General features: G+C 34.6%; 15 protein-coding genes. 10 read left to right on the top strand and 5 right to left on the bottom strand.

All coding sequences use genetic code 11. The features are described from left to right. The first annotated feature begins 55 nt into the window (after positions 1-55). The 3 genes from treA to VB796_RS13290 all read left to right on the top strand — a co-directional run bounded on the left by treA (position 56) and on the right by VB796_RS13290 (position 5,698). On the top strand, positions 56-1,555 hold the full coding sequence (gene treA, locus VB796_RS13300) for an alpha,alpha-trehalase TreA (RefSeq protein WP_323347042.1): 1,500 nt from the start codon (positions 56-58) through the stop codon (positions 1,553-1,555). Between the two features lie 372 nt (positions 1,556-1,927). Then, entirely contained in the window at positions 1,928-4,735 is a 2,808-nt protein-coding gene (locus tag VB796_RS13295; RefSeq protein WP_323347041.1) for a TonB-dependent receptor domain-containing protein, read from the top strand. 219 nt (positions 4,736-4,954) lie between these two features. Continuing rightward, complete coding sequence (locus tag VB796_RS13290) at positions 4,955-5,698, top strand: GLPGLI family protein (protein WP_323347039.1); 744 nt, start codon at positions 4,955-4,957, stop codon at positions 5,696-5,698. Here VB796_RS13290 and VB796_RS13285 read toward each other — a convergent pair. Beyond that, complete coding sequence (locus VB796_RS13285) at positions 5,685-6,257, bottom strand: hypothetical protein (protein ID WP_323347038.1); 573 nt, start codon at positions 6,255-6,257, stop codon at positions 5,685-5,687. The two genes, VB796_RS13290 and VB796_RS13285, sit on opposite strands and share 14 nt — an antisense overlap. Positions 6,258-6,660: 403 nt before the next feature. Here VB796_RS13285 and fbaA point away from each other — a divergent pair, with 403 nt between their 5' ends. Together fbaA and rplS are read left to right on the top strand one after the other, a co-directional pair. Further along, positions 6,661-7,743, top strand: coding sequence for a class II fructose-bisphosphate aldolase (fbaA, locus tag VB796_RS13280; RefSeq protein ID WP_323347037.1), 1,083 nt, complete (start codon positions 6,661-6,663; stop codon positions 7,741-7,743). A gap of 239 nt (positions 7,744-7,982) precedes the next feature. Further along, entirely contained in the window at positions 7,983-8,345 is a 363-nt protein-coding gene (gene rplS / locus VB796_RS13275) for a 50S ribosomal protein L19 (RefSeq protein WP_323347036.1), read from the top strand. Positions 8,346-8,487: 142 nt separating this feature from the next. Here the strand turns inward: rplS and VB796_RS13270 are convergent, their stop codons facing one another. From VB796_RS13270 to VB796_RS13255, 4 genes are all read right to left on the bottom strand, one after another. Then, positions 8,488-10,287 carry an acyl-CoA dehydrogenase family protein gene (locus VB796_RS13270; protein ID WP_323347035.1) on the bottom strand — a complete coding sequence of 600 codons (1,800 nt, stop codon included), beginning with the start codon at positions 10,285-10,287 and terminating at the stop codon, positions 8,488-8,490. Between the two features lie 134 nt (positions 10,288-10,421). Next, positions 10,422-10,901, bottom strand: coding sequence for a MarR family winged helix-turn-helix transcriptional regulator (locus tag VB796_RS13265; protein WP_323347034.1), 480 nt, complete (start codon positions 10,899-10,901; stop codon positions 10,422-10,424). A 221-nt stretch (positions 10,902-11,122) separates the two neighbouring features. Continuing rightward, entirely contained in the window at positions 11,123-11,917 is a 795-nt protein-coding gene (locus VB796_RS13260; protein ID WP_323347033.1) for a hypothetical protein, read from the bottom strand. A 235-nt stretch (positions 11,918-12,152) separates the two neighbouring features. Further along, positions 12,153-12,686, bottom strand: coding sequence for a hypothetical protein (locus VB796_RS13255; RefSeq protein ID WP_323347032.1), 534 nt, complete (start codon positions 12,684-12,686; stop codon positions 12,153-12,155). A gap of 503 nt (positions 12,687-13,189) precedes the next feature. On the opposite strand from VB796_RS13255, the gene VB796_RS13250 reads away from it, so the two are divergent. The 5 genes from VB796_RS13250 (at position 13,190) to gldD (ending at position 17,945) form a co-directional block, all read left to right on the top strand. Further along, on the top strand, positions 13,190-13,696 hold the full coding sequence (locus tag VB796_RS13250; RefSeq protein ID WP_323347031.1) for a GbsR/MarR family transcriptional regulator: 507 nt from the start codon (positions 13,190-13,192) through the stop codon (positions 13,694-13,696). Positions 13,697-14,460: 764 nt separating this feature from the next. Then, a complete protein-coding gene (locus tag VB796_RS13245; protein WP_229201512.1) occupies positions 14,461-15,267 on the top strand; it encodes a LytR/AlgR family response regulator transcription factor in 807 nt (268 codons plus the stop codon). A gap of 411 nt (positions 15,268-15,678) precedes the next feature. Beyond that, positions 15,679-16,284, top strand: a complete 606-nt coding sequence (locus VB796_RS13240) for a lysophospholipid acyltransferase family protein (RefSeq protein ID WP_323347030.1) — start codon at positions 15,679-15,681, stop codon at positions 16,282-16,284. Positions 16,285-16,387: 103 nt separating this feature from the next. Beyond that, on the top strand, positions 16,388-17,167 hold the full coding sequence (locus VB796_RS13235) for a TIGR00266 family protein (protein ID WP_323347029.1): 780 nt from the start codon (positions 16,388-16,390) through the stop codon (positions 17,165-17,167). 169 nt (positions 17,168-17,336) lie between these two features. After that, positions 17,337-17,945 carry a gliding motility lipoprotein GldD gene (gene gldD / locus VB796_RS13230; protein ID WP_323347194.1) on the top strand — a complete coding sequence of 203 codons (609 nt, stop codon included), beginning with the start codon at positions 17,337-17,339 and terminating at the stop codon, positions 17,943-17,945. Positions 17,946-18,071: the final 126 nt, after the last annotated feature.

Below are 18,071 nucleotides of genomic sequence, written 5' to 3'. Positions count from 1 at the left end.
CAATAACCAATAACCAATAAAACTCAGCATTAACCATTTTTATATAAACTTATAGATGTTACAATTATTAGAAGATACTTATCCTTTTGCTTCAACTGAAGTTTTTAAGGCAGTGCAAATGAGTTCGATTTTTCCAGATTCTAAGACTTTTACCGATTATATTCCAAAATTTGATATTGGTTTAATTGAAGTGAAATTTTTGGCTCAACGGAATGAATCTGATTTTGATTTAACTCAATTTGTTACTGAAAATTTTGATAAAAACCCCTTTGAATCGCTGGAATATCACAGCGATACAAGCAAACCGATTTCAGAGCATTTGGATGGCTTGTGGGAAATCCTCACCCGTGAACCTGCTGAAGCAAAAGGTTCTTTAATTGCTCTGCCACACCCATACATTGTACCTGGAGGGCGTTTTCAAGAGATTTATTATTGGGATAGCTATTTTTCAATTTTAGGTTTGCAAACCAGCCGAAGAGTTGATTTAATCGAAAATATTGTCAATAATTTTGCTCATTTGATTGACCAAATCGGGTATATTCCCAATGGTAATCGTGCTTATTTTTTGGGGCGTTCGCAACCACCGTTTTTTTCATTGATGGTGGAGGTTTTGAGAGAAGAAAAAGGTGATGAAATTCTTACGAAATATTTGCCAGTTTTAGAAAAAGAATACCAATTTTGGATGTCGGGGAAAGATGAACTTTCAATTCAAAATCAGGCAAATAACCGAGTTGTTTTGTTAGAAAATGGAACAGTTTTGAACCGTTTTTGGGACGAATATGATACACCACGACCAGAATCTTACCGTGAAGATGTAGAATTAGCCGAAAGTCTTTCTGAACATTCGAAGGGTTTTTATCGCCACATTCGGGCAGCGGCAGAATCAGGCTGGGATTTTAGTAGCCGTTGGTTCAAAGATTGCCAGAATATGAACACCATTCACACAACAGATATTTTGCCTGTTGATTTGAACTGTCTTCTGTTGAATCTTGAAAAAACACTATCAAAAGCTCATTCATTGGTAGGAAATCAGGAAAAAACTCAGGAATATACAATCTTGGCAACTCAGCGAGAAATAGCCATTAGTACCTATTTTTATAATGCTGAAATAGGTTTTTATGTTGACTATGATTTTGTAGAACAGCAACAATCCCATTGCCGAACTTTAGCGAGTGTTTTTCCTTTGTTTTTTAAAATAGCCAAACATACTGAAGCTGAAAAAGTAGCAGATATTTTGAAAACTGACTTTTTGCAAGATGGAGGTGTAATTACAACTTTAGATAAAACGGGTCAGCAATGGGATTCGCCAAATGGTTGGGCTCCTTTGCAATATATGACGTATAGAGGTTTAATGAATTACGGATTTACGGATTTAGCAAATGACTTAAAACATCGTTGGATGAAAACCAATGAAAAGGTTTATCAACAAACTGGAAAAATGACTGAGAAGTACAACGTAAAAACACCTGACACTTTAGCAGGTGGGGGAGAATACCCCAATCAAGATGGTTTTGGTTGGACTAATGGCGTGTATTTGAAGTTTTTGAGAGGTTGATTTACTAAAAGATAATTATTATAAGTCTCTGACTATTAGATATTAATGTCTAAATGTCAGAGGCTTTTTTTGTTATAATGGCTTATGAGTCAAATATTTACGAATCTTTTTTGCAACATTTTTGAAATTGTTTCGTCTTTTAACGAAAGGTTAAAAATGTAAAATGATGTTAAAGATTGTTAAAGCAAATTTTATAACTAAATAAATAGTTATATTTGCAACGTTCTTAAAAATCAACCTCAAACAATTTAATTATGACCATGATTTTACACCTAAATAATTCATACCACAACGCATAAACTAAAATCTTGTTAGGGAATTATCCCAGTATTTAAACTCTTTTTTTACCTCAAAAAAACGTAATCTACTACCATGCGTAAAATTTCCGTATTGCTAATTGCGTACCTGTTTTGTGCCTTTTCAATGTTGGCACAAAATCCTGTAAGAGTGACCCTCAAAGGTGTCGTTCAAGACACTTCCTCTGCCGTATTAGGTGGTGCAACTGTCATGCTTTTGCAACCAAAAGATTCTGCTTTGGTGAATTTTTCAAGGGCAAACGACAAAGGTGCATTCGAGTTTCGAAATGTCAAAAATGTCAATTACATTCTTAAAATTTCGTATGTGGGTTATATTCCGCATCAACAATTAGTGAGTCCATCTGCTAATGAAGTGGTTGATTTGGGAAATATCGGCATAAAACCCATCACGAAGGAATTATTGGAGGTAGTTGTCAGAACCGCCAGAGCTCCACTGACCATCAAAGGCGATACCATTGAGTACGATGCTCGGGCGTTTAAAGTCCCGCAAGGTTCATCGGTAGAAGATTTACTTCGTCGCTTACCAGGAATGGAAGTTGACGCACAAGGGAACATCAAAGCACAAGGGAAAGACATCAAAAAAGTGTTGGTGGATGGAAAAACCTTCTTTGGAGACGACCCAAAAGCCGCCACCAAGAACTTAGGAGCAGAAACTATCTCGAAAGTACAGGTTTTTAATGATAAATCAGAACAAGCAAAACTGACAGGAGTTGATGATGGAAAGAAAGAAAAAGCTATCAATTTAGAGCTGAAAGACGAATACAAAAAAGGTGCTTTTGGTAAAATTACGGGAGCAATGGGTACTGATTCACGGATGGCTTTGCGTGGAAATTATAACCGATTCAATAAAAAAGAACAGTTTTCAATTTTGGGATACGGAAACAACATCAACGAAACAGGTGTAAACTGGAGCGATTACGGTGAATTTAAAGGAAATAATAGCTTCAATAATAACGATAATGGTGATTTTGGCTTTGGTGGAAACCGTTGGTGGTCGGGTGATAATGACGTTGTAACCAATAATTTTGACGGTAGAGGCTTTACCAACAACGGTGGGGGAGGAGTCAACTATAATTTTGACAACAAGAAAACCAAAATCAGCACAAGTTATTTTTATAATCAAACTCGTTTGATGCTCGACCAGTATCAAAATACAAAAACCTTCTTGCAAAATAATTCCTTTACTACCACCGATACCACCAATCAGAATAACTTTAGAGGCAATCACAGTATCGGAAGTCGTTTTGAACAAATGGTTGACTCTAATAATACCGTCATCGCTAAAGCCAATTTGAGATTTAGTACCAATAATATTTCAACGATTCAGTATCAACGAAATTTTTCGGAAGATAATGTTTTACGTACATCTTCGGATATTAATAACAGCTCTGCTTTATCATCATTTAGCTTGACGAGCAACGTTATCTATCGTCATAAATTCAAGAAAAAAGGACGCACTTTTGCTTTAAGCGGAGGTTATAATGTCAATAATTCTGACGGAACGGAAAACCTAAACTCAAACAGTAAATTTTTAAATGCAGGAACGATTTCACAACAAATTCGTGCTTTGGGGCAATTAAATAATAATGCCAATCGCCAAAATTTATTGAAAGGAAGTGTTTTGTATTTAGAGCCACTTTCAAAAAGAATGTATTGGGAAAGTTTCTATAATGTCAGTGCCGACAATCGAGAAGTGGGTCGTGATGCTTTTAATGCTAAATTGGAAAATCAGCGAATGGACAGTTTGAGTACCTATTACAAAAATAATATTACTTATAATCGTCTCGGAACAAGTATGCGTTATTCTCATGCGGGCGTAAACGTGACGGTTGGTTTAGCTGCTTTACGTTTTGACCTTGACGGTAAATTATTCCCACGAAAAGATGCTCAAGTTGCCAGTAGCATTTCAAAAAACTACTCGTCAATTACCCCATATCTTGGAACAGACATTGAATTGAAAAGTAATGTTTATCTAAGTGTAAACTATAATTTGAATGTTGAAGCTCCGCAAATTGCCGATTTACAGCCTGTTATCAATAATAATAACCCATTTTTTATCTCATCAGGAAATCCAGATTTAGCACCAGAGAAGAGCCACAATATTAGTGCTTATTTCAATAAATTTGACCCTGCTACTTTTATGTATGTCAACTTATGGACAGATTATAACTATTATACAAGCCAAGTGGTTTATAATCAGACGGTTGATGCTAATACTTTTGTGGTTCGTACTCGTCCAGAAAATCTATCAGGCGGACAAAGATTTAGTTCAGGTATTTATGCTGGTTTTCCAATCGTGAAAACTAAATTGACCGTCAATTTTAGCTCAAATATTAACTTGTCATCAAATCCAACCTTTATCAATGGCACTTTGAATCAAAACGATACACAAGGTTACAGTTTTAAACTTGGTTTTAGCCTCACACCGAGTGATAAATTGATAGTTTCGGGAAATGGTAAATTAGGATTTAGTACCATCAAATATACCATTAGTGAAGCCCAAAATCAGAACATCAAAAACAACAGTTTAGATGCTTCTGTGAAGTGGAATTTTGCCAAAAAAACATTCTTAGAAACTAATTTAGATTATACAAATTATCGCAACGACCGTTTTAATTTTAATCAAGATATTCCAATTTTGAACTGCTCTGTGCGTCGTTTATTCTTGAAAGAAAATAAATTAGAAGTACGTTTGGCGGCTTTTGATATTTTCAATAAACGTCAAAGTATTATTCAACGAGGTTTCCAAAATACCGTAACCAACCAAACCTCCTTGACTTTAGCACGTTATTTTATGTTGAGCCTTACTTATAATTTAAAAGGTCACGTAGATAAATTGAAGAAAAATCAAGGTTGGATGTAGTATTTGAAATACTTTAGTTTGTCGGATATTTCTTGAAAAAACATTTTGGTTTAACGGTCTGACTATCGTTTGACCGAATACTTGGATGGACTCGGTCAGACGATAGTCAGACTGCTAAGAAACAAGTCAAATTAAAGTTTTTTAAACAGTAGTTTTAAAATATTTCAAAACTGTCATTGCGAGGCACGAAGTAATGACAGCTTATTAACAATTAAAATCATGAAAAAAGTAATCATAATTATAGCAATATTTTTAGTGTCTATTACAACTTATGCCCAACAAGAGGGCGTTGTAAGTTATACACGTACCACTTACTGGACTAAACTCAACAGTACACTTTCGTATTTGAGCAAGCAAGAAAAAGAAAAGCAAGCCTATATGTTTGGCGGACGAGACGATTGGAAGGAATATACCCTGCTATATTTCAACGAAAAAGAAAGCCGATATACACACTCAGAAGAAAAATCGGACGAATCGGAAGGGTATGCTTGGCGTAAAGAAGAGTACAACGTAAGACGGAATTTTGAAAAAAATACCATGAATGATGCAATGGAAATGTTGGGGAAAGTTTATATCGTAGAAGATTCTTTACAAATGCCCAATTGGAAAATCTTGAATGACATTAAAGACGTGGCAGGGCATATTTGTATGAAAGCGATGATTCAAGACACTGTGAAAAAACAGAAAATTATCGCATGGTTTGCCCAAGATATTCCCGTAAATGCAGGCCCAGAAAGATTGTATGGTTTACCAGGGTTAATTTTAGAATTAGACATTAATGACGGAGCTGTAACGATTGAAGCAACCAAAATTGAAAATAAAAAACTAACAACCGAGTTTGATTTACCCAAAAAACAAAAAGGCAAGAAAATCAATGATTTAGCTTTTCAAGATATGCTTCGGAAATTTATTCAAGAGAAAATAAAAGAAGAACGTAATCCATATTGGACTATTCGATATTAGGTTTTAACAATGGACTTGAATAAGCTAAATGATACAAATGAAAATAATGGTGTTTGTTGATTTTATAATTTTGGCTCGATACCATTTTTAGTAAATAACTTGCACCAATTAACCCAGCACTTATGCCAAGAAGTGTTGGGTTATTTTTTATAGGAAGATTTTTCAATTGATTTAAAATATCAAAGGTATAAAGCATAACGCCCGCACTGCCCAAAGTGCCAAATCCCCTCATGGAAATAGCACTATGATTTTTCCCAAGATATACCTTTTTGATTTCTTTAAACTTCAATTCCTGCAAATCGAAAACCGTATTCAAATCCTCACTCGGAGCGTAGAAAAATGAACTATCCGTTAATTTGATAATTTCAAAGCGTTTGATTTTATGACTTTGGAAAGTTTTAAAGGATATTTCATTCCCTTCAAAAAAGTTGATATTCTTCTTTTTACCCGTCATTTGAAGTGAAAGACAACGCACAAAAGGCTCATTTTTATGGGCAATTTGAGCGAATGAGATAAGAACGTTTAAGAGAAAAATAAACAGTAAAATTGATTTTTTCATAGCGTTTAAATAAGCGTTTTCAAAATAACGTATGAAGAAAATCTGTATTTTGTAGGCTTGGAGAATTAACGTTATTTAACAGTAATTGATGTTTAACATTGAGTTAAAGATGAATGGTTGAATCAAATTAAATTTATGCTCATAAATAGATTGTGACACGGTGCCTTACCCCAACAGTACCATACAAAAGAAAACAAGCCCATTAAAAACTATAAAAGGGCATAAACCTTCGTATATTTGTGAGGGAATTGGCTGAAAGCGTTTTTTATATTATTTGGCAAAAAATCTATTTTCCAAATAATATTCTGTAAAAAGTGCAATATGCCAATTAAAATAATTATTTTTGGATTCTTTTATCCCAAAAAATAGTTAAAATAAGTTTTTAACAAGAAAAAATTAAATTATGTCAAGTTTGTCTTCTCAGAAAGGTGTTTTGTACGGAGATGCCGTACAAGAACTGTTCGAAATCGCTAAAAAACATCAGTTTGCTTTGCCAGCCGTAAACGTTACCGGAACAGATACTGTAAACGGTGTATTAGAAGCAGCCAAAGCGGTAAATTCTCCCGTAATTATTCAGTTCTCGAATGGTGGAGCTCAATTTTATGCAGGTAAATCTTTACCAAACGGAAAGCAAGAAGCTTCTATCGCAGGCGGTATTTCTGGAGCTCACCACGTACACCAAATGGCTGATGCTTATGGCGTTCAAGTGATTCTTCATACAGACCACTGTGCTAAGAAATTATTGCCTTGGTTAGATGGTCTTTTGGATGCAGGTGAAGCATTTTATGCACAACACGGCAAACCTTTGTTCTCTTCACACATGATTGACCTTTCAGAAGAACCAATCGAAGAAAACATCGAAATCTGTAAGCACTATTTAGAGAGAATGGCTAAAATAGGCATGACTTTAGAAATTGAATTGGGCGTAACAGGTGGAGAAGAAGATGGCGTTGATAACTCAGATATTGATTCGTCAAAATTATATACTCAACCTTCTGAAGTAGCTTATGCTTACGAAGAATTGAGCAAAATCTCTCACCGTTTCACAATCGCTGCGGCATTTGGAAACGTACACGGAGTTTATAAATCAGGAAACGTTAAATTGTCTCCAATCATTTTACATAATTCTCAAGAATTCGTAAAAGAGAAATTCGGTTTAACTGCTGAGAAGCCAATCAACTTCGTATTCCACGGAGGTTCTGGTTCATCTCGTGAAGAAATTCGTGAAGCACTTTCTTACGGAGCAATCAAAATGAACATTGATACAGACTTACAATGGGCATTCTGGGAAGGTATTTTGAACTTCTACAAAGAAAAAGAAGGATACTTGCAAGGACAAATCGGTAACCCAACAGGTGAAGATTCTCCAAACAAGAAATTCTATGACCCACGTGTATGGTTACGTAAAGGTGAAGATACATTCGTAAGTCGTTTGAAATTAGCTTTTGAAGATTTAAACGCAGGAAATGCCAATCAATACTTATAATACGAAGAATTATTTTGTTTGATAAAAAAAGCGTCTCTATTCATTTAGAGACGCTTTTTTGTTTAATAATATTTCAAATTCTCAAAAATAATCCATACCTTTGCAGTCCCAAACAAAAATGATTATGTGGCTGGGCAATCTTGATGTAACTAATTTATTGTTAATCAGACCTTTAAGGCTACCGCTGGTGATTTTTTCGGAAAATAAATCAAAATTTTCAACAGTCAAAAAAACAAAAAATGAACGATTTAATTAAGTTCGTAGAGGCTGAAAATGCTGCACGCCGTGCAGAATTGCCCGAGTTTTCAGCAGGTGATACTATCAACGTACACGTAAAAATCCGTGAAGGTGCTAAAGAGCGTATTCAGGTTTTCCAAGGAACAGTAATCCAACGTCGTAATGCAGGTGCAGGTGAGTCTTTCACAGTACGTAAAATCTCTAACGGTGTAGGTGTAGAAAGAATTTTTCCATTACTTTCTCCAAACATCGACAAAATCGAAGTATTACGTAAAGGTAAAGTTCGTCGTGCAAGATTATTTTATCTTCGTGGCAAACAAGGTAGAGCTGCTAAGGTTAAAGAAATGGTTAAGAAAAAGAAATAATCTTTTGATTAATACTGATATAAAAAGAGTCGTTTCGCAAGAAACGACTCTTTTATTTTGTCTTGAATTTAAGGACAAAAAAAGAGGCAGAAAATCCGCCTCTTTTTTCTTTCTAAACCAAAAAATATAATTTATTCTATCCCTAAAATACGTAACTGTTTTTCTCAATTGAAGCCTCTGCAATGCGTCTGCGAGCATCTTTCAAATTCATCGGTTCAATTTTCGTAAAGCGTTTCAATCCCATCAACATTACTCTCAATTCGTCACCTTCTGCAAAACTTGTAATGGCTGATTTTCCTGCATTATTCACTTTTTCAACGGCATGATATAAATAAATCATGGCGGCATCACGTTGTAATTCACAAGCTGATTCGCCCTTCATACCAATTAATTTCTCAACTCTTAATAAAGTTGACTCTGCAATGTAAAGTTCGATTAACATATCCGCCAAATCCATGATGATTTCTTGTTCTTGTTCAAACTTCATCATAAATTTCTGTAAAGCAGCACCTGCAATCATCAAGGTCGCTTTTTTCAAATTCTTAATAACTTTTTTCTCAGCGATAAATAAGCCTTCCTCTTCCTCCGCTCCAAAATCAGGAATTGACATAATTTCTTTACCAACCGCCATTGCCGCAGGCATCAAATTCAATTCGCCTTTCATGGCACGTTTTACAATTGTTCCTACCGAAAGCAAACGATTAATTTCGTTTGTTCCTTCAAAAATTCTATTGATACGTGAATCACGATAAGCTCTGTCCATTGGTGCTTCGGCTGAAAAGCCCATGCCACCATAAATTTGCACACCTTCATCTACTACATAATCCAATACTTCTGAACCATGCACTTTTAACATCGCACACTCAATCGCAAATTGTTCAACACCTTTTAGTTTTGCCTGAGCAGAATCCATGCCACCAGCCAACAAATCTTCAATGGCATCATCAATGTTTTGTCCTGCACGGTAACAAGCTGATTCTGAGGCGAACACTTTAACAGTCATTTCGGCAATTTTATGCTTAATTGCTCCAAAATTACTAATTGAAGTACCAAATTGTTTACGTTCATTAGCATAATTAACTGCCGTAGAAATAACACCTTTCGATGCTCCCATAACAGCCGATGCCAATTTGATACGCCCAATATTTAAGATATTTACTGCAATTTTAAAGCCTCCTTCACGAGTAAATAATTGATTTTCAACGGGTACAACACAGTCATTAAAGAAAACCTGACGAGTTGATGAACCCTTAATCCCCATTTTACGCTCTTCCTCGTTCATCGTGATTCCACCAAAATCTTTTTCTACAATAAAGGCAGTCAATGATTTATCAGAATCAATTTTTGCGAATACAATAAATAAATCGGCAAAACCACCGTTTGTAATCCACATTTTTTGTCCGTTGATGATGAAATTCTTACCATCTTCCGACAAAACCGCTTTCGTTTTTCCTGAATTAGCATCTGACCCAGAATCTGGCTCGGTCAAACAATAAGCTGCTTTCCATTCTCCAGAAGCTAATCTTGGTAAATATTTTGCTTTTTGTTCTTCGTTTCCGTAATATAAAATAGGTAATGTGCCAATGCCCGTGTGTGCCGAAAGTGCCACCGAGAATGAATGTCCACCTCCACAAGCTTCTGCTACCAACATCGAAGTGTTGAAGTTCATACCAAAGCCACCGTACTCTTCTGGAATAGCCGTTCCTAATAGACCCAACTCACCCGCTTTGTCCATCAATTCTACCATCAAATCCGTATTTTTGGCATAATCAACTTCGTCTAAACGAGGATGAACTTCTGTACGAAGAAAGTCAATACAGGTTTGAGCAATCATTTGTTGCTCTTCGGTAAATTCTTCAGGAATAAAAACCTGTGAAGCGTCAATATCTTTGATTAAAAACTCGCCTCCTTTGATAGAAGCTTTGTTAGCTGTGAGTGTCATATTCTTTGGATGTTATAATACTGATATTCGGTTTTATTAAATTGGTATGCTTGCATACCAATTTTTTGTAAAGATACTTAATAATAAAAATGTTATGCAAGCATACTATTTAAAATATTTTCATTTTTTTTTACTTAGATGATTTCTTCTTCAATATTGGCATCAGCTAAACTTTCTGCTCGGTAATTTGCCGTATCATTGTTGACTACTTCATTAATTTTTTTCATTACCTCAAAAAATGTATTAAGGTTTTCTTCGCCAATTTTTTCATAAACAGCATTATTGAAAAGAATCACACCTTCACGAGCGAGGTCACGTTTACGTTTCCCTTCTTCGGTTAAATAAACTTTTACTACTCTGCGGTCATCTTCATCGGTTTCTCGACGAATCCATTTTTTGTCTTCCAAAGATTTTAACATCCGAGTCAAACTACGTGCCTCCAAACCCAAAGCAGGTGCAATTTTGGTAGCAGGAGTTCCCTTTCTGTCGATATTTAGTAAAACATACCCAATTGCCATTGTCATATCAAATGGAGCGGCATATAGGTTATACATTCTGCTGATTGCGTGCCAGCCAGATTTAATATGATAATCTACGGTTTTCTCTGCTTTCATGGGCTTCATTATAAATTGAAATATTTATACTATTTTAGTGGTTAATTATTATGCACTGCATAACATCGTAAAATTGTAAAATAAAAAATTATTATGCAAGCATACTATTAAATATTCGTTAAATTTTTATTTACACTTGCAAAAATAAAAAATGGTCAGATTGATAGATATTAGCTTCCTAAATCTATCAATCTGACCATGAGATAGTTATGAGTTAAATTTTAAAACATTTTTTCTGTTCTTCTAAATTGAACTTTGAAACGTTTTTCATCTTTAACATCTCTTATTTTAACAATATATTCTCCTGGTGATAGGGGATATGTTGGTAATAAAATTACTTCACTTTTACTTTTTTGTACAGCATCGCATGGTACTCCCATACCCGTAATTGTACTTAATAAAACATCAGATTCTTTAACATTGTCCATTTTGACACGTATCATTTCTCCTTCTTCTGATGTATGCAAGGTTACTCCAAACGCTTCACCATTCATGGCATTAGCTTGTACAGCCATCGGCGAATACACGTGCATATTTCTATCAGTATCAAATTCAATAACTCGATAGTGGTTGACAAAGCCCCCCGATGGGTTTTCGTCAATAAAAGTATGGATTAACTCATTTGCTAAAGGTTTGACTTCGGCAACGTCATAAAATTTTTCTAAATCTTTGCTTCGTTGAATAATAAATTTGCGACTATTATGCCCTTGCGGAGTTGTCCATGTTAATTGAATGTTTTGTTCCGTGGCTACAGTTGTTAATCCAATCGCCAAATTGGACGTGGTGTGTACTTTCCCTTTCAGAGTTGTTTTGGGTGATGAATTATCACTTGTTTCTTTTTCGGGACCTTTTTTACTGGCAAAAGAATCCAGAAACTCAAGTTCTGATTTAGCTACCGCTAAGTTCAGGGAAGTTAGAATGCCTTTAGGTTGTTTGGGCAGCGATACAAATGCCATACCCACCAACGACGAACAGGCTACGCCTACGCTTAGAATGCGTTTGTGAAGATTTTTCATGGGAAATCTAATGGTTGTTTAAAAATACTTCGGGCGGAAGAGCGGAGATGTGCGTACTTAGAGATGAGCAAATATCATTCCAAAATATGGCTAACAAAATACAAGAGAAGGGAGGCAAATAAATTGAAATGATGTAGCTTTAATATGATGTTTTGAGATAAAAATAAAAAAAGGCATTAAAAATGGAAGACTTGATTCTTCAATTTTTAATGCCTTTCGAATACTTTTGGGCTGATTATTTTACTTTATTTCCCTTCATCTTACGAACTTTAATTTTCAGATTGTTCAAAACACTTTTTGAAAGCATAATTCGTACTCTTGGTTTTTTATAAATCACTAAATATTTATTTCCTTCATAATCTAATCTTGAAAATGCTGGACTTCCTTGAGAATCAACAAGTTGATAAAAGAATTCACCTTTTTCTCCCGCAACTGGTCCAAAATTTAGAGCATTGTCATCTTTACTTTTTTCAAACGATAATAACAAATTGCCTGCATTTTCTTTTTGAAGCAAACCTGGAGTTCCTTTTTCTAAAGAAATTCGGTTGATATATCTTCCATTTTTAAAAATCACTTTCCCTGATTTTATGTTGGCATCAGACGAAGGTACTTCTCGTTCCAAATAGAGAGGATTATCATTGTAAAATTGAATTCGAGTTAAGTCGAGTTCATTTTCTTGGAGCTGGTGCATCAACGAACCTGTTAAATACACATTTTTTTGACAGCTTGCCAGTGACAGAACACTGAGAATGAGCAAGATTTTTTTCATTATTTCAAGTAAGGATTTTCAGGCTATTACGGTATAGGTTTGATTATATACAATAACCGTATGCTGGGTTTGGTTACTATTGACCGTATTTTATATCCATTTAATTATAAAAATACTCAAAAGTTCGCTCAAAATCCAAATTTTTGGATTTTATTGAGTATTTGGTCAGTCATTATATACGTTCATTTATTATTTATGACTTACAATAATAATTAATGAACTTGTTGAAGTTGTTGATTATCAGTTGTTTAAATTCTCTTTTTGATTTATAGTCCCTTTGTTTATCATCGTATAGTGATAGTTGCCAAAGACTATGCCAGTTTTTGATTTATGAAAGGACTACTCTTGAGAAGTTTAAAAGAAAGAGTTCTTGTAATAGTAAATATTATAGATATAACTATTATAAAAATACTTTCAAAAAATTTTGAAAGTTCAATACTATTCCATATTTTTGTTTCATAAAAAGCAATCGCCACACAATTAAAACTATTAAATCTCAATCTATGACGCTTGATGAAGCAAAGCAACATTTAATCCAAGCATGGGGAACTTTAGGTTCGAGTTGGGGTGTAAGCCGAACAATGGCTCAGGTACACGCACTCTTATTAGTATCACCAGTTCCGATGACGACCGAAGATATTATGGAAGCCTTGCAGATTTCGAGAGGGAATGTCAATATGAACGTTCGGGATTTGATAGACTGGGGAATTGTACGAAAAGTATTGAAACCAGGTGAAAGGAAAGAATTTTTTGAAGCAGAAAAAGATGTTTGGAAAATTGGTATGCAAGTAGCTAAAGAGCGTAAAAAACGTGAATTAGAGCCAGTTTTAAGAGCATTAGAACAAGTTTCAACTATTGAAGCAGACATTACAGACCCTGACGTTAAGCAGTTTGCTGAAACAGTTGAGAATCTGAAAAAATTTGCTTCAAATACAGATAAAACGTTAGAATCTATCATCAAAGCAGATGAAAATTGGTTTTGGGGAAGTTTCTTTAAGTTATTCAAATAAGCAAGGTCATTCCAGAAACGGAATAAATTTATACCAAACCACTATTATTAAATTAATCCTTACTTTGTGACGTACCAAATAAAAGACCCATTTTGGGTCTTTTATTTATTTTAGGACCTTTCAATATTTATTGAAAATAAAAGATGATTTATTGAAAGTAGTTGGATGTTATTTTTCGTGATTTGAGTATTAATCCTTTTGACTTTCAATATTTATTGAAAATTAAAAGGATTAATACTTTAGAATTGAAGCAGCTTCATCATTCGCCGTTCACCGCTACATATTTAGTACAAATATCAAAATGCAATGAATTATAAAATCCCTAAAAAGGATGTAAATATGGATGCAGAATAATGCACTCTTTTGAGGTTTCAAAATCATAGATAATCAAACTTATGATAATCATAAATTGTAATTCTCAAACCGTCATTGTACTTATATTATTGATAAATTAGTTGCAGAATTTTAAAGAAAAATACTTTTTATTTGTAATTTTTGAAATAATACCGATTAAATTACATTTAATAAAAAAACCAGTTATAAATATATTCAGATTGCAAAATATGGATTGGAATTTGTTATATTAGCAGTTAAATACCTTAAAGCAGACACATTTTATTGAAATACCGTCAATTTCAATTTATTTTGTATTCGTTCTGCGATAAATCAGTAAGAATAGGTAAAAACAAGATACCATCCCCTGATTGGTTCACAGGTGTTGAATCATATTAGTAAACAATGTTTGAAAATTAAGTTACACAGATATGGCAAATAGAAAACCCTATTCTCCCCGAGCTGGTAACCGCCACTATCAAGACTTGTCCCCTGTAAAGCAAATGACTAAGAAAATTAAAACCATCTTGGTGGATGACGAAAGGTTGGCCCGCCAAGAGTTGAAGTATTTATTACAAGAATATCCAGATATTCAGATAATCGATGAAGCAGAAAACGTAGATGAAGCTTTAGAAAAAATTCATCGTCTGCAACCAGATTTAATTTTTCTCGACATTGAGATGCCAGAGAAAAATGGATTTGATTTGCTGACTGATTTGGAGTACGTTCCTAAAGTAGTTTTTGTTACGGCTTATAATCAATATGCGATTCAAGCATTTGAATCGGAGGCGATGGACTATCTGTTGAAACCGATGAAGTCTGACCGTTTGGCAAGAACTATCGAAAAGGTTCGTGCGGATATTCAGCAACATCGTATTACAGAAGCCGTATCGGAGGGAAGACTTCCTCCACAAAAGCGAATCTTCTTGAAGGATGGCGAAAAATGTTATTTTGTTCGTTTGACCGAGATTTATATGATTGAATCGGTTGGGAATTACTGCCGTTTCCATTTTGGAACGAGTCGCCCAATGATTCACCGTTCTTTAAATAAAATTCAAGAGCGTTTAGACCCACATATTTTCTTCCGTGCCAATCGCCAGCAAATTATTAACACTGAATATATTGCCGATATCGAATCTTATTATAAAGGTGGTATGAAGGTGGTTTTAACGAATGGTATTGAATTAGAGATTTCAACCCGAAATTCTGTTGCTTTTAAAGAAATGATGGGTATGTAATTCATAAGAATTATAGTTATTGAAAAGGTCTTTGAGAATATCAAAGACCTTTTTTATTTGTCTCAGAAATGGCTTAAAAATCAAAGTAATATTTAATAGGTTTATCATCAAGATTCAGCAAACGTGTACTTTCTCTTGTTTTCTTATCATAGGATAACTAAGTTTGTATCAAATATCTGCACAGATATTCTTAAAGGGCTTAACAGTGGCGGCTGTTTAGCCCTTTTATTTTTTCTTCAAGTTTCTGATAATTCCGAAACTTAGTATCTTTGCCTCATGCGTATTCTGATTTTCTTCTATACACTCTGGGCGACCTTTTGGTTTGTATTCCTGTTTTTATTATTGTTTCCTTTGTTTTGGATTTTTCTTCAGAAAAACGAATGGAAACCCTATGCTCATTATCTAAATAGGTTGTGGGGAAAATTTTTCTTTCCAATTGTCGGTATTCCTATTAAGGTTGAATACGAATTTGAACCTGATACAAAACAAGCTTACGTTTTTTGTGCCAATCATTTTTCATATATGGATATTGCTTGTATGGGTATGGTTATTAAAAACTATTATGCTTTTGTGGGGAAGGCTTCTATCAAAAATGTGCCTTTATTTGGGTATATGTTTGCGAAGTTGCATATACAAGTAGATAGAAATGATAAGAATAGTAGAGTGACTTCATTGACTCGTTCTGTTAGGGCATTACAAAGTGGGCGTAGCATTATGATTTTTCCAGAGGGAGGAATTAAATCAACTAATTTCCCACAAATGCACTTGCCTTTAAAAGATGGAGCTTTTGTAATGGCAATTCAACAGCAAGTTCCGCTTGTTCCGATTACCTTCTTGAATAATTATAAAATCATGCACGATAATCAGTTTGCCGTTTATCCACAAACATTACGTGCAGTTGTTCATAAACCTATTGAAACAAAAGGTATGACTCAAGCCGATGTTGATATTTTACGACAAGCTTTTTATGATGTCGTTCAGGTAAGATTAAATAAGTACGAACTGGAAAAAGGGTAATGCTTTTGCCGTTTAATAGTTTTCCTGACCAATTAGCCATATTTGCTTTTTTGAATAAACAAGACCGCATTATTTTGTGGTATTAATTTTAAACCCAAAAGACATGAACTCACACGAAATTGATTACAAAATTATTGGCGAGGATATTCAACTCGTAGAAATTGAACTTGACCCAAGTGAAACCGTAATTGCAGAAGCAGGTTCAATGTGCTATATGGAAGACGGAATTACCTTTGAAACTAAAATGGGGGACGGCTCAAATGGAGATAATTCGGTGATGGGGAAAATATTTCAAGCGGGTTCTCGTTTGTTGACAGGTGAGTCTTTATTTATGACACATTTTACCAATCGTGGTGTTGGGAAACGTAAAGTAGCTTTTTCTGCCCCGTATCCAGGAACTATTGTACCGATTAATTTGGCAACTTTACCAGGAAATACTCTGATTGCTCAGAAAGATAGTTTTCTGTGTGCAGCTTTAGGAACGAAGGTTTCTATTACTTTTAATCAGAAAATTGGTGCGGGTTTCTTTGGTGGAGAAGGCTTTATTTTAGAGAAATTACAAGGCGATGGGCTTGCTTTTGTTCACGCAGGTGGAACAATTATTGAAAAGCAATTGAATAATGAAACGCTTAGAATTGATACAGGTTGCATCGTTGCTTTTGAGCAGACATTGAGTTATGATATTCAAAGAGCTGGAAACTTAAAATCAATGATTTTTGGTGGAGAAGGTATTTTCTTGGCAACTGTACGTGGCACAGGACGAGTTTGGATTCAGTCAATGCCAATTTCAAAATTAATCCGTGCCGTAAGTCCTTATAGTGGAAATGCTAACAAAGAAAATGGCTCAGTTTTGGGCGGATTAGGTAATTTGTTAGGAGACTAATTTTTCAGTTATCAGTGAGCAGTAAACAGTAAACAGTTATCAGTGAACAGTAAACAGTTATCAGTGAACAGTAAACAGTGAACAGTAAACAAAATTATAGATGATAGAGAAAGTCTCAAAGCAAACAATTAATAATGTGCAAACTCCTGAAAACAGTTTCCAACATAAAATGTATAAAATTAATAGCTTGTTGCTGCTTACTGCTTACTGTTTACTGATAACTGTCTTGTTTTCTTGTGGGAAAAAAACTGAATCTGGAGATTTTATGCCAAAACCAAAAGGGTATAACCGAATAGAATTGCCTGCGGTGAAATATCAACACATGACTGAAAGTCATCCATTTAGTTTTGATTATTCAACCCAAGCAATTTTGAAACCCGATACCGTAAGATGGGCAGAACCACATTGGATGTATGTGTATTATCCCGCATACAAAGCAATGATTCAGTTGACCTATAAACCTTTGGGGGGAGATAAAAATATGTTAGCAAAATTGATTGATGATGCCCATAAATTAGCCGCTAAACACGGACAAAAAGCCTCTTCTATTCAAGATTTAATTTTGAAAACACCTTCTGGAAAATCAGCAATGTTGATGGAATTGGAAGGAGAAGTGCCAACATACTTACAGTTTTATACCACTGATTCTACCAAACACTACTTGAGAGGAGCTTTGTATTTTAATACTGCCATGAAGAGCGACTCACTTGCTCCAGTAATTGATTATCTGAAAAAAGATGTTATTAAATTATTGAATACTTTAGAATGGAAAAAGTAAGAGTGTTCAAATATCTCACAGAGAGTCAGAGGTTTAGAGCTTCTGGCTCTTTTTATTTTTTAACCTTTTTGAGGTAAATTGAGAACTAATCTTTGATTTTAGAAATTATACCTTTGTACTTCATCC

This window comes from Arcicella sp. LKC2W (assembly GCF_034931005.1).
Lineage (GTDB): Bacteria > Bacteroidota > Bacteroidia > Cytophagales > Spirosomataceae > Arcicella.
This window is presented reverse-complemented; position numbering and strand designations above follow the sequence as displayed.

Coding starts and splice junctions, on each gene's coding strand:
- fbaA (WP_323347037.1), top strand. CDS start 6,661: ATGTCAAGTTTGTCTTCTCAGAAAGGTGTTTTGTACGGAGATGCCGTA.
- VB796_RS13270 (WP_323347035.1), bottom strand. CDS start 10,287: ATGACACTCACAGCTAACAAAGCTTCTATCAAAGGAGGCGAGTTTTTA.
- VB796_RS13295 (WP_323347041.1), top strand. CDS start 1,928: ATGCGTAAAATTTCCGTATTGCTAATTGCGTACCTGTTTTGTGCCTTT.
- VB796_RS13285 (WP_323347038.1), bottom strand. CDS start 6,257: ATGAAAAAATCAATTTTACTGTTTATTTTTCTCTTAAACGTTCTTATC.
- VB796_RS13245 (WP_229201512.1), top strand. CDS start 14,461: ATGGCAAATAGAAAACCCTATTCTCCCCGAGCTGGTAACCGCCACTAT.
- VB796_RS13260 (WP_323347033.1), bottom strand. CDS start 11,917: ATGAAAAATCTTCACAAACGCATTCTAAGCGTAGGCGTAGCCTGTTCG.
- VB796_RS13255 (WP_323347032.1), bottom strand. CDS start 12,686: ATGAAAAAAATCTTGCTCATTCTCAGTGTTCTGTCACTGGCAAGCTGT.
- rplS (WP_323347036.1), top strand. CDS start 7,983: ATGAACGATTTAATTAAGTTCGTAGAGGCTGAAAATGCTGCACGCCGT.
- VB796_RS13290 (WP_323347039.1), top strand. CDS start 4,955: ATGAAAAAAGTAATCATAATTATAGCAATATTTTTAGTGTCTATTACA.
- VB796_RS13235 (WP_323347029.1), top strand. CDS start 16,388: ATGAACTCACACGAAATTGATTACAAAATTATTGGCGAGGATATTCAA.
- VB796_RS13265 (WP_323347034.1), bottom strand. CDS start 10,901: ATGAAAGCAGAGAAAACCGTAGATTATCATATTAAATCTGGCTGGCAC.
- VB796_RS13250 (WP_323347031.1), top strand. CDS start 13,190: ATGACGCTTGATGAAGCAAAGCAACATTTAATCCAAGCATGGGGAACT.
- gldD (WP_323347194.1), top strand. CDS start 17,337: ATGTATAAAATTAATAGCTTGTTGCTGCTTACTGCTTACTGTTTACTG.
- treA (WP_323347042.1), top strand. CDS start 56: ATGTTACAATTATTAGAAGATACTTATCCTTTTGCTTCAACTGAAGTT.